Origin of the sequence: Rhodopseudomonas sp. NSM (assembly GCF_052445935.1) — a bacterium.
Classification (GTDB): Bacteria; Pseudomonadota; Alphaproteobacteria; order Rhizobiales; family Xanthobacteraceae; genus Rhodopseudomonas.
In genome coordinates this window covers 284,483-295,929 of the sequence record NZ_JBQTCH010000003.1, presented here as the reverse complement: position 1 = coordinate 295,929, position 11,447 = coordinate 284,483, and the positions used below count along the sequence as shown (strand labels likewise).

Below are 11,447 nucleotides of genomic sequence, written 5' to 3'. Positions count from 1 at the left end.
GAGTCAAGTGCAAGCGGCCCATCCTTCGAGGCCGCCGCTTCGCGACGGCGCCTCAGGACGACGAACTAATAAGTTGCGAGGCCAAGAAGGCGCAAAGGGAGAGACGTAATAACAACCATGCATCACATCCGGCTCGACAGCGACACCGATTTCGACGGCTGGCGCAAGGCGGCGCGGGAGCTGGTGCTGGCGGACGTCGCGCCGGCGGATGTGACCTGGACGGTGGTGGGCGACGAGCCGGAGCTGTTCGACGCGCCGGCGCCGCAAGCTGGAGCCGGGACGACGCCGACCTCCTCACCACCGGGCGCGTCGAAGCAGCCCGCGTCGTCCGCCCCGGCGCAAACCTTCAACGTCCCCGCCCGCTTCGTCGAACTGGCGCGGACGACGATCCTGCATCGCGATCCGCAGCGTTTCGCCTGGCTGTACCAATTGCTGTGGCGGCTGCGCGCCAATCCCGAGCTGATGTCGATCGCGACCGATCCGGACGTCGCGCGGCTGCAGGCGATGGCGAAAGCCGTGCGGCGCGACGAGCACAAGATGCACGCCTTCGTGCGTTTCCGGGAGATCGGCCGCGAGCCGAAATCGCGCTACGTCGCCTGGTTCGAGCCGGAGCATCACATCGTCGAGGCCGCCGCGCCGTTCTTCGCCCGTCGTTTCGCCGATATGGAATGGTCGATTCTCACGCCCGACGCTTGCGCGCATTGGGACGGCCACGCCGTCGCGATCACGCCCGGCGTGGCCAAAGCGATGGCGCCGTCGGAGGACCGGCTGGAGGAAACCTGGCTGACTTACTACGCCAGCATCTTCAATCCGGCGCGGCTGAAGACCAAGGCGATGCGGGCCGAGATGCCGAAGAAATACTGGCGCAACCTGCCCGAGGCGGCGCTGATCAAGCCGCTGATCGCCGACGCCGAGCGCAGCGCGCAGGCGATGATCGCAGCGGACGCGTCCGCGCCGAAGAAGCCACAACGGCAGGAGCCGCCCATGACCAAGTCCGATCATGCCGCCGACAGCATCGCCCGGCTGCGTGACGAAGCGCGCGACTGCCGCGCCTGCGACCTGTGGAAACCGGCGACCCAGACCGTGTTCGGCGAAGGCCCGCAGCGTGCGCGGGTGATGCTGGTCGGCGAGCAGCCCGGCGACAAGGAAGACCTCGCCGGCCACCCGTTCGTCGGCCCCGCCGGGCAGATGCTCGATCGCGCGCTTGCGGAAGCCGGGATCGATCGCGCCGAGACCTACGTCACCAATGCGGTGAAGCACTTCAAATTCGTGCCGCGCGGCAAGATCCGCCTGCATCAGAAGCCGAACACGTCGGAAATCAAGGCCTGCCGCCAGTGGTACGAGCGCGAACTGGCGTCGGTGCAGCCGCAGCTCGTGGTGGCGATGGGCGCCACTGCGGCGCACAGCGTGCTCGGCAAGATCACGCCGATCAACAAGAACCGCGGCCATCTGATCGACCGCGACGACGGCCCGCAGCTGCTGCTGACGGTGCATCCCTCCTATCTGCTCCGCCTCCCGGACGCCGACGCCAGGCAACGCGAATACGCCCGCTTCGTCGACGATCTCAAGCTGGTCGCAGCGCATCTGAAGAAGCCGCACGCGGCGTAGCTGCACGGCGCGCTCCCTCGTCCAGCGCTTGCGGGGAGAGGTGAACGCCACCGCGCCGTCGCGCGCGCCGCGCATATCCTGCTCAATTGCTCAGGACGTATGCAACACGCCGGTGACACTTTCCATTCGACGGAACGCGCGAGAATTTCGGTAACCGTCGCAACCTCTGCGGGTTGAGCAACGCCCGCGAACCGGCTAACCCATTCCCGCACTGCTGCACTGCAGAGCAGCGCCTGCAGCAAGACCAACAACAACCAACGAGGAATCCAGATGTCGGCCCTCTCCCGTACGATCGCCACCCTGGCGGCCGCCGCCCTGCTGTCCGCCGCGAGCGGCCAGGCCATGGCGCAGAAGAAATACGGCCCCGGCGCCAGCGACACCGAAGTCAAGATCGGCAATATCGTGCCTTACTCGGGCCCGGCGTCGGCCTATGGCAGCGTCGGCAAGGCGCAAGAAGCCTATTTCAAGATGATCAACGACAAGGGCGGCATCAACGGCCGCAAGATCGTCTACATCTCCTATGACGACGCCTATTCGCCGCCGAAATCGGTCGAGCAGACCCGCAAGCTGGTCGAGAGCGACGAGGTGCTGTTCATGTTCAGCCCGCTCGGTACGCCGTCGAACACCGCGATCCAGAAATATCTCAACGCCAAGAAGGTGCCGCATCTGTTCCTCGCGTCGGGCGCGACCAAGTGGAACGATCCGAAGCACTTCCCGTGGACGATGGGCTGGCTGCCGAGCTACCAGAGCGAGGGCCGGATCTACGCCAAGTATCTCCTGAAGGAGAAGCCGGACGCCAAGATCGCCGTGCTGTATCAGGGCGACGATTTCGGCAAGGACTATCTCAAGGGCCTCAAGGACGGTCTCGGCGACAAGGCCTCGCAGGTCGTGATCGAGGACAGCTACGAGCTGACCGAGCCGACCGTCGATTCCCACATCGTCAACATCAAGGCCAAGGCGCCCGACGTGCTGGTGATCTTCGCCACGCCGAAATTCGCGGCGCAGACCATCAAGAAGGTCGCCGAACTGGCGTGGAAGCCGATGATGATCGTGCCGAACGTCTCGGCCTCGACCGGGAGCGTGATGAAGCCCGCCGGCTTCGAAAACGCCCAGGGCATCATCTCGGCCTCCTACGCCAAGGATGCCACCGACAAGCAGTGGGAAAACGACCCCGGCATGAAGGCGTATTACGAGTTCATGGCGAAATACGCGCCGCAGGCCAGCCGCGCCGACAGCTCCTTCACCACCGGCTACAACATCGCCGAGACGGTCGCGGTGCTGATCAAGCAATGCGGCGACGACCTCACCCGCGCCAACGTCATGAAGCAGGCGGCCAGCCTCAAGGACGTCCAGCTCGGCGTGCTGCTTCCCGGCATCAAGCTCAACACCAGCGCGACCGATTTCGCGCCGATCGAGCAATTGCAGCTGATGAAGTTCGAAGGCGAGAACTGGAAGCTGTTCGGCGACGTGATCGAAGGCGAAGTCGCCGCACCCGCCGGCGGCTAGTCGCTGCCTCCCTCGTCGTTCCGGGGCACGCGCGCAAACGCATGACCCCGGAATCTCGGGCTGATTTGCGACAGAGATTCCGGGTCTGCGCCCCTCGCGGGGCGCACCCCGGAATGACTGCCTCCGGCGCCCGGCCACTTGCCGCCCCGAGGCACGCCTGCCACAACGGGCGCATGAGCGACAAACGCGCACTCCTCCGCGCCATCTTCGACGCCGCCGTCGCGGCGGCGCATCCCGACAGGATTCTCGCTGCCCATCTGCCGTCGCTGCCGCGCGGCCGGATCATCTGCCTCGCCGCCGGCAAGGGCGCCGCCGCGATGGCCGCCGCCGCCGAACGGCACTATCTCGACACGTTGGGCCTCGCGCCCTCACGCCTGACCGGCATCGCCACCACCCGCCACGGCCATCGCGTGCCGACCCGCGCCATTGACGTGATCGAGGCCGGCCATCCGATGCCCGACGCCGAGGGCCTGCGCGGCGCCGAAGCCAGCCTGAAGCTGGCGGCGACTGCCACCGCCGACGACCTGCTGCTGGTGCTGCTGTCGGGCGGCGGCTCGGCGAACTGGATCCTGCCGGCCGCGGGCGTCACGCTCGCGCAGAAGCAGCGGACCACGCGCGCGCTGCTGCGCTCCGGCGCGCCGATCGGCGAGGTCAATACCGTCCGCAAGCATCTGTCGCGGATCAAGGGCGGCCGCCTCGCTGGCGCTGGCAGCAACGCCGCCGAGATCGTGACGCTGGCGATCTCCGACGTCCCCCGCGACGAGCCGTCCGCGATTGCTTCCGGGCCGACGGTGCCCGATCCGACCACGCTGGCCGACGCCCGCGCCTTGGTCGCGCGCTATCAACTCGACATCGACGACGCCGTGCGCACGGCGCTCGACGATCCGCACAATGAAAGCTGCAAGCCGGGCGACACGGCGTTCACGCGCGCGCGCTTCGCGATCATCGCACGGCCGCGGCAGTCGCTCGACGCAGCGATCAAGGTCGCGCGGGATGCCGGCTACGCAATTGCCGATCTCGGCGCCGATCTCGAAGGCGAAGCCCGCGACGTCGCCGCCGCCCACGCTCGGCTCGCGCGTGAGGCGCACGCCGCCGGCAAGCGGCTCGCGATCCTGTCCGGCGGCGAACTCACCGTCACCGTACGCGGCAACGGCCGCGGCGGCCCCAATCAGGAATACGCGCTGGCGCTGGCGCAGCACCTGCGCGATCTGCCGGACATCGCAGCACTCGCCGCCGATACCGACGGCGCCGACGGCGGCGCCGGCAACGCCGACGATCCGGCCGGCGCGCTGATCGACGCGACCACATTCGCGAAGATCGCCCCGCTGCAACTCGACCCCGCCGCCTATCTGACCAACAACGACGCCACCACATTCTTCGAAAAGACCGACGACCTGCTCGTGACGGGCCCGACGCTGACCAACGTCAACGACATCCGGGTGATCCTGGTGTAGTCGGCCCCTCCCCGTCATTGCGAGCGCAAGCGAAGCAATCCAGAGGCTCCGCGCACCGATCCCCTGGATTGCTTCGTCGCTTCGCTCCTCGCAATGACGGTTGAAGGGCCAAGGACCGCAACGCGGCGTCATCCTTCGAAGACGATGGATCGCCGGATCAAGTCCGGCGATGACGTGATGCTTGTCGAGATCGCCCCGACACGACCAGCACGAGAACGCACCTACTCCGCCGCCTTCTCCTCCCGCCGCTCCAGCGACGACAGCGCCTGCAGCAGCACGGCGCGAACCTTGTCGCTGTCGGCGGGCGTCACCGCCGCGGCGTCGAGATAGAACTCCAGGCCCGGCATCTTCTCGATCACCACGTTCGACGCCTCGCTGCCGTCGCGCAGATGGTCGACCGCGTAGGGCACGACCTCGCGGCTGATGCCCTTCATGGTGATCGACGGCAGCGTATGTGCGGCGATGATGTCGCTGACCAGCGCGTAGGTCTCATAGCTGATGACGATGCCGCCCGGTTCGGCGATCGCCTGCAACCGCGCGGCGAGGTTCGCTTCCGCGCCGATGATGGTGTAGTCCATCCGGTCCGCGCTGCCGAAATTGCCGACATTGCAATAGCCGGAATTGATCCCGATCCGCGCCCGGAACGGCTGCTCGATCCCGGCGGCGCGCCATTTGGCGTTGAGCTCGGCCAGGCGCCGCTGCATCGCCCAGGCCATCCGCAGACAGGCCTGCGCGTCGGCGCGGTCGCCTTTGCTCTCCGGATCGCCGAAGAAGATCAGCATCGCGTCGCCGATGAACTTGTCGATCGTGCCGCCGTGGCGATGCGCGATCTCCGACATCTCGGTGAAATACTCGTTGAGCAACTGCGTGATCAGCTCGGGCTGCAGCCGCTCGGTGGTCGCCGTGAAGTTCTGGATGTCCGAGAAGAAGATCGTCAGCTTCTTGCGCTCGGTGTGGATCACGACGTCCTTCTGGCCGGAGAAGATGCTCTTGTAGATCTGTGGCGGGATGTAGCGCGAGATCTTCATCGACAGCGTGGCGAGGAAGTCGTTGTTGGTCTCCAGTTCCTTGTTCATCGCCACGATCTTCAGCGACTGCCGACGCTGCATCGCGACGAACGACACGCCGGAGACTGCGGCGAGCACCAGATAGGCCAGCAGGAACTTGAACGAGAACAGATTGGCGGCGATCGGCTGGGTGATCGAGACTTCCTGAATGCCGCGGACGTCGCCGACCTTCCAGTCGCGCTTCGGACTCTCGGGATGCACGTTGTGGCAGGCGACGCAGGCCGGCGCCATCACCACCGGCGACACCAGCCGGACGCTGTCGCTGAACAGGTCGGCCTTGCCGGAGACGATGTTGTTGCTGGCGTCGTTGCGCAGCGCTTCGAGCGCATCCTGTTCGAAGGCATCGAGCTGATGCGGCGCACGGTTCTTGAAGGGGTAGTCGGAGACGAACCGATAGGTGATGTTGCTCTGCTGCTCGCCGATCACCTTGCCGAGCTCCAGCGACAGCGTCGCCGGAATCGGGATCGCACCCGGCACATTCTCATAATCGTGGATGACCTGAACCTGGCCGGGATGCGCCAGAATGCGGCCGACGACATTGGCCGAATAATAGTGCCGGACGCTCTTGATCACCGAATTGAGATCGGACGCCTGCCGCCGCAGTGCCGCATCGGACAGGCTAGTGAGATCGAGCCACACCGCAACCGGCAGCGCCGCCAGCAAGAGCGCAATCAGGCAGCCGGTCAGCAAGGCGCGCGACCGCAAATTCTCGTTGTCGTTCTGGTCTTTTTCCACGCCCTGCCCACCCTCTCGGCGACCGGCGCAAGCTAAAGGGCGCGGTGGCGGATGAGAAGTGTCAACGGTGCAAAGCTACCAGTTTTCTCTGCGCATGAACGCGCGCCGAACGCGCCGCGAGCGGCCTGCGCGACGGGTCAGTCCTTGCCGATGACCCGGATCGGGCGCCCCAGGGAAATGAAGGCGTAATGCCCGCTGGCGAAGCTGCCGAGCATCAGCGCTTCCATCACCGGCTCGGCGATCTCGCCGGAGGCCGCCCAGTCGACGACGAAATTGGCCCCGGTGCCGGCGCGGGCGTCGATGTTGGGGACGAACGCCTCGATCGTGGCGAACGGCTTCAGCGCCACCGGCGCCTTGAGATAGCTCTCGATCATCTTGCCCGAGCCGTCGAAATAGGCGACCCGGCGGATCACCAGCGGCCTGGTCTCCGACGCATTGTGAATGCTGAGCGTCACCGAGAAGTCGGCGCGCACCTTGCCCCGGCTCATCGACACGCTCGAATAGGCCGGCACATAGAACGACCCGCCGGCATTCCAGGGCTCCGGCGGCACCGCGGTCAGCGACGCCGCAAAGGTCTGCTCGATGCCCGGCCCGGCGCCGACCGCCTCAGCCAGTCCCGGACCGGCCGACAGCAGGATCACCCCGGCCACCGCCATGGCGACCCGTCGCCCAATGCAAAGGCCGGTCGGCCAGAGGCTTGGACTCCAGAGGCTTGGACTCCAGAGGCTCGGACTTATGTCTTTCGGACGCATGACATTACCTTTAGAATGCGGCCCTGCAATTCAACGGCGGCCGAGGGCATGCACGAACTGATTCGCGACATCACGCTGTGCATCCTGTTCGCCTGGATGCTCGGACTGTCGGCGCATTTCTTCCGTCAGCCGCTGATCCTCGCCTACCTTATCGCCGGCTTCGCGATCGGTCCATTCGGCCTCGGTCTGGTGCAGTCGCAGGACTCGATCTCGGTGATTTCCGAGCTCGGCCTGATCTTCATGCTGTTCATGATCGGGCTGGAGATCGACCTGAAGAAGGTCGCGCGCGCCGGCAGCGTGATTCTGGTCGCGGCCGGCGGGCAGCTGATCGGCGGCTGTCTGCTCGGCTTCGCGTTCTTCGTCGCCATCGGCCTGTCGTTCGGCGGCGGCCGGTTCGACGCGGTGTATCTCACCGTCGCCTGCGCGCTGTCCTCCACCGTCATCATCGTCAAGGTGCTGTACGAAAAACGCGAGCTCGACACCCTGCCCGGCCGTCTCACGCTCGGCGTGCTGGTGCTGCAGGACATCTTCGCGATCCTGTTCCTCGCGGTGCAGCCGAGCCTCGCCGATCTGCAGATCAGCGTGCTGCTGCTGTCGATCGGCCGCGTCGGCGCGCTGGTTGCGACCGCCCTGGTGCTCAGCCGCTACGTGCTGCCCTGGCTGTTCCACCGCATCGCGCGAACTCCCGAACTGGTGTTGCTCGGCGCGCTGGCATGGTGCTTCCTGATCGGCGAGATCGCCGAGCGGCTGCATCTGTCGCGCGAGATGGGTTCGCTGGTCGCCGGCGTGTCGCTGTCGACCTTCCCCTATGCGCTCGACGTCACCGCCAAGGTGACGACGCTGCGGGACTTCTTCATCACGCTGTTCTTCGTCGCGGTCGGCATGACGATCCCGATCCCGAACGGGTCGGTGATCATGCTGGCGCTGGCGATCGCCGCCTTCACGGTGGTCAGCCGGGTCGTGACAACCTTCGTCCCGCTGTATCTGATGCGGCAAGGACTGCGCGCCAGCCTGCTGCCGGCGCTGAATCTGGCGCAGATCAGCGAGTTCTCGCTGGTGGTGATCCAGACCGGCATCGTCGCCGGCCACATCCGCACCGAAACCGCCAGCGCCGCATCGTTCGCCTTCGTGCTGCTGGCGGTGCTGTCGACCTTCGTGATGGTGCGCAGCGATCCGATCACACGCCGCGCCATTCGTCTGCTCAAAGGGCTCGGCCTGCGCGATCTCGACCACAGCGCCGAACCTGCGGATGACGAGGCCGGCCATGGCGCGGCGCGGCGCATCGTGATCCTCGGCTTCTTCCGCGCCGCCAGCGCGCTGATCAGCGAGATCGAGCGGCAGACCCCGGAGCTTTTGAAGCAGATCAGCGTGATCGACTTCAACCCGATGGTGTATCGCACCCTGGTCGATCGCGGCATGCACGTGATCTACGGCGACATCAGCAATGTCGACACGCTGCTGCACGCCGGCGTCGGCAAGGCCGAGATGATCATCCTCAGCGTGCCGGACTCGCTGCTGAAGGGCGCCAACAACGAACGCCTGGTGCGCCACGTCCGCGCGCTCAATCCGACGGCGAAGATCGTCGCCACCGCGGATCTGCTCGCCGATGTCGCGGCGCTGTATGCGGCCGGCGCCGACTACGTCACGGTGACGCGGATCAGCGACGCGCAGGAACTGTTCGGCGTGATCGAGGCGGTCGAATGCGGCCTGCTGGATGACAAGCGCACCGAACTCGACGCCCGGCTCGCCGAGCGGCGAGAAGTGCTGCCGTAAGAGTTCAACACTCTACGATATGCCCGTCGCGGACAGCATTTGCTTCTTAGGTAGCAGCGCGCGGGTGAGATTCATCTGATAGATTAACCTTCGGTCGCCGCGAGGCGGCCGCTATAGTATGTTACTGTATTTTGAGCTCAACAATGAACGAACAATCACGACCTCGCGAAAGCACTCCGCAAGAACCCAGCGATCGCGAAAGAATGGAGACCGAACTAGCAACAAGGCTACCACCCCTGCTGTTCACGGTGGCAGTATTCTCATTGAGCATTTTGTCAAATCTGGAGTCCCAGAACACGACAGTCGACGAATTCCTGGCGATTTTTGCCGCGCTATGCCTCATCAGCGCCGCCCTACTAGTCGATTCGCTACTTGATAAATTGAAACTCACCTTCAATGATCGCTTCTTTCTGCTTCATGGTGGATATCTACTATTTTCAGCCTCCGTTAGCTCGGCGATACCCCTTCTGGCGGTATTGTATCTGTATGGGTCGGATTTTTTGAGTGCATCGTCAGCTGAAAACTCAACCAACTTGACAATCACGTTCGCAGTCTTTGGCGCGACCGCGGCCTCGATGTTCTGGAAAATGATGACTCTCGATATTCGCAACATCTCCTTCATGGCTCTATTAACCTCTGCATTTGCCAGCATAGCATGGCTATATCATCTGAGACTTATTTGCGTCGCAGGAGGAGCCACTTCCTGACGTACCCCTCTTGACGCGACAGTGCGGCTTGAGAGCACGAGCTCCCATATCTAAGAATCAGACGATTGGAGTCTAAATTCGAGACAACAGCGCCAAAATGAGCGATCGTTCCTCCAGCCCTCAGAACTCGTGCGCGATCTTGCCGAGCATCGCCAGCAGCGCGACGCGATTGTCCTCGCCGAGCAGTTCGCTGAGCCGCGCCTCGTGGCGGGTCGCGACCAGCTTCTTGGCACGCGCCAGCGTGGCGCGCCCCTTGTCGGTCAGGATCAGAATGTGCGAGCGGCGATCGCTCGGCGACCGCGTCCGCTGGCACAGCCCGCGCCCCTCCAGCGCGTCGAGCATCGCCACGAAATTCGGCCGCAGGATGCCGAGCGTGTTGGCGATTTCGGTCTGGTTGCGGCCGGGATTGTTGTCGAGCAGCAGCAGCACCGAGAACTGCGCCGGGGTGAGCTGCACCGGCGCGACGCATTGCAGGAAGTCCTCGAACACCCGGAGCTGGGCCCGCTTCAGCGCGTAGCCGAGCAGCTCCGACAGTTCGCCCATCATCAGTTCGCCGGGATCGGTAGCCGGCGCAGCCGGCGCCTCCTTGCGCGCGGCGCGCGCCGGCTTGGCGACGGCGGATTTCGGAGCGGTCATCGCCTGGCTCGCGGTTCTTTCGATTTCACAGCGCCCGCTCACGCGCGGGCCTTGAGCTTATAATCGATAATTGTTATGAACTATATCAAATAGCCCGTGCAGAATTCAACTGCCGGCTGGCGAGCGCGGCGGAGACCGCCGCTCGCAGGTGAGGGGAGCGTCCGCTTGAACACGACAATACTGCTGTTCCTGCTGCAGGACGGCATCACCAACGGTGCGATCTACGCGTTGCTCGGGCTGGCGCTGGTGCTGGTGTTCGCGGTGACGCGGGTGATCCTGATTCCGCAGGGCGAGTTCATCACTTTCGGCGCGCTGACCTACGCGACGCTGTCGGCGGGCGGCGTGCCGGGCACCGCCGGACTTGCGATGGCGATGGGCATCGTCGCCTTCGGCTTCGAACTGTTCAGCACGCGGAAATCGCTGCGCGCCGCCAGGGTGCTTCGCGCCGCTCTGATCTATCTGGTGTTTCCGGCGATCGTGTTCGCGCTGGCGACGCTGCTGCCCGGCTACAGGCCGGGCGTCGCGGTCAACATCGCGCTGTCGCTGGCGATCGTCGCGGCGATCGGCCTGTTTCTGTATCGCATCGCATTCCAGCCGCTGGCGCACACCTCCGTGCTGGTGCTGCTGATCGCCTCGGTCGGCGTGCACCTCGCGCTGCAGGGCTTCGGCCTGGTATTCTTCGGCGCCGAGGGCCTGCGCGGTCCGCCTCTGTCCGACGCCGCGGTGACGATCGGGCCGTTGCTGTTCACCGGCCAGAGCATCGCCGTCTACGCCATCACCATCGCGCTGATGGTGGCGCTGTGGCTGTTCTTCGGCTTCACCCGTTATGGCAAGGCGCTGCGCGCCACCGCGGTGAACCGGCTCGGCGCACGCCTGGTCGGCATCCGCACCTCGCTGTCCGGCCAGCTCGCCTTCCTGCTCGCCTCGGTGATCGGCGCGATCTCCGGCATCCTGATCGTTCCGATCACGACGCTGTATTACGACACCGGCTTCCTGATCGGCCTCAAGGGCTTCGTCGCCGCGATCATCGGCGGCCTGATCAGCTATCCGCTCACCGCCTTCGCGGCGATCGTGGTCGGCGTGGTCGAGGCATTCTCCTCGTTCTACGCCTCGAACTACAAGGAGGTCATCGTCTTCACGCTGATCCTGCCGGTGCTGGTGCTGCGTTCGCTCGCGGCGCCCGCGGTCGACGAAGAGAAGGATTGAGCG

The 11,447-nt window shown here is 65.2% G+C and carries 9 protein-coding genes; 6 read left to right on the top strand and 3 right to left on the bottom strand.

Annotated features, from left to right (window positions below):
- Positions 1 to 117: 117 nt before the first annotated feature.
- The 3 genes from ACTZWT_RS09760 (at position 118) to ACTZWT_RS09750 (ending at position 4,568) form a co-directional block, all read left to right on the top strand.
- Positions 118 to 1,608 carry a UdgX family uracil-DNA binding protein gene (locus ACTZWT_RS09760; protein WP_444769477.1) on the top strand — a complete coding sequence of 497 codons (1,491 nt, stop codon included), beginning with the start codon at positions 118 to 120 and terminating at the stop codon, positions 1,606 to 1,608.
- Between the two features lie 270 nt (positions 1,609 to 1,878).
- Complete coding sequence (locus ACTZWT_RS09755; RefSeq protein ID WP_444769476.1) at positions 1,879 to 3,114, top strand: ABC transporter substrate-binding protein; 1,236 nt, start codon at positions 1,879 to 1,881, stop codon at positions 3,112 to 3,114.
- A gap of 173 nt (positions 3,115 to 3,287) precedes the next feature.
- Complete coding sequence (locus tag ACTZWT_RS09750) at positions 3,288 to 4,568, top strand: glycerate kinase type-2 family protein (RefSeq protein ID WP_444769475.1); 1,281 nt, start codon at positions 3,288 to 3,290, stop codon at positions 4,566 to 4,568.
- Positions 4,569 to 4,789: 221 nt separating this feature from the next.
- Here ACTZWT_RS09750 and ACTZWT_RS09745 read toward each other — a convergent pair whose 3' ends face one another.
- Positions 4,790 to 6,370: an adenylate/guanylate cyclase domain-containing protein gene (locus tag ACTZWT_RS09745; protein ID WP_444769474.1), complete on the bottom strand. Its 1,581-nt coding sequence runs from the start codon at positions 6,368 to 6,370 to the stop codon at positions 4,790 to 4,792.
- Between the two features lie 137 nt (positions 6,371 to 6,507).
- The gene (locus ACTZWT_RS09740) at positions 6,508 to 7,026 is read right to left on the bottom strand and encodes a DUF3124 domain-containing protein (RefSeq protein ID WP_444769473.1); all 519 of its coding nucleotides are present in this window, start codon (positions 7,024 to 7,026) and stop codon (positions 6,508 to 6,510) included.
- Between the two features lie 144 nt (positions 7,027 to 7,170).
- Here ACTZWT_RS09740 and ACTZWT_RS09735 point away from each other — a divergent pair, with 144 nt between their 5' ends.
- Both ACTZWT_RS09735 and ACTZWT_RS09730 read left to right on the top strand, forming a co-directional pair.
- Positions 7,171 to 8,895, top strand: a complete 1,725-nt coding sequence (locus ACTZWT_RS09735) for a cation:proton antiporter (RefSeq protein WP_444769472.1) — start codon at positions 7,171 to 7,173, stop codon at positions 8,893 to 8,895.
- A 143-nt stretch (positions 8,896 to 9,038) separates the two neighbouring features.
- Positions 9,039 to 9,602: a hypothetical protein gene (locus ACTZWT_RS09730; RefSeq protein ID WP_444769471.1), complete on the top strand. Its 564-nt coding sequence runs from the start codon at positions 9,039 to 9,041 to the stop codon at positions 9,600 to 9,602.
- Positions 9,603 to 9,722: 120 nt separating this feature from the next.
- Here the strand turns inward: ACTZWT_RS09730 and ACTZWT_RS09725 are convergent, their stop codons facing one another.
- Positions 9,723 to 10,238: a MarR family winged helix-turn-helix transcriptional regulator gene (locus ACTZWT_RS09725; protein ID WP_444769470.1), complete on the bottom strand. Its 516-nt coding sequence runs from the start codon at positions 10,236 to 10,238 to the stop codon at positions 9,723 to 9,725.
- Between the two features lie 165 nt (positions 10,239 to 10,403).
- On the opposite strand from ACTZWT_RS09725, the gene ACTZWT_RS09720 reads away from it, so the two are divergent.
- Complete coding sequence (locus ACTZWT_RS09720) at positions 10,404 to 11,444, top strand: branched-chain amino acid ABC transporter permease (protein WP_444769469.1); 1,041 nt, start codon at positions 10,404 to 10,406, stop codon at positions 11,442 to 11,444.
- Positions 11,445 to 11,447: the final 3 nt, after the last annotated feature.

Bases quoted from the DNA above. Each gene is read 5' to 3' on its own strand.
- ACTZWT_RS09735 (WP_444769472.1), top strand. From the start codon at position 7,171: ATGCACGAACTGATTCGCGACATCACGCTGTGCATCCTGTTCGCCTGG.
- ACTZWT_RS09755 (WP_444769476.1), top strand. From the start codon at position 1,879: ATGTCGGCCCTCTCCCGTACGATCGCCACCCTGGCGGCCGCCGCCCTG.
- ACTZWT_RS09750 (WP_444769475.1), top strand. From the start codon at position 3,288: ATGAGCGACAAACGCGCACTCCTCCGCGCCATCTTCGACGCCGCCGTC.
- ACTZWT_RS09725 (WP_444769470.1), bottom strand. From the start codon at position 10,238: ATGACCGCTCCGAAATCCGCCGTCGCCAAGCCGGCGCGCGCCGCGCGC.
- ACTZWT_RS09760 (WP_444769477.1), top strand. From the start codon at position 118: ATGCATCACATCCGGCTCGACAGCGACACCGATTTCGACGGCTGGCGC.
- ACTZWT_RS09730 (WP_444769471.1), top strand. From the start codon at position 9,039: ATGAACGAACAATCACGACCTCGCGAAAGCACTCCGCAAGAACCCAGC.
- ACTZWT_RS09740 (WP_444769473.1), bottom strand. From the start codon at position 7,026: ATGGCGGTGGCCGGGGTGATCCTGCTGTCGGCCGGTCCGGGACTGGCT.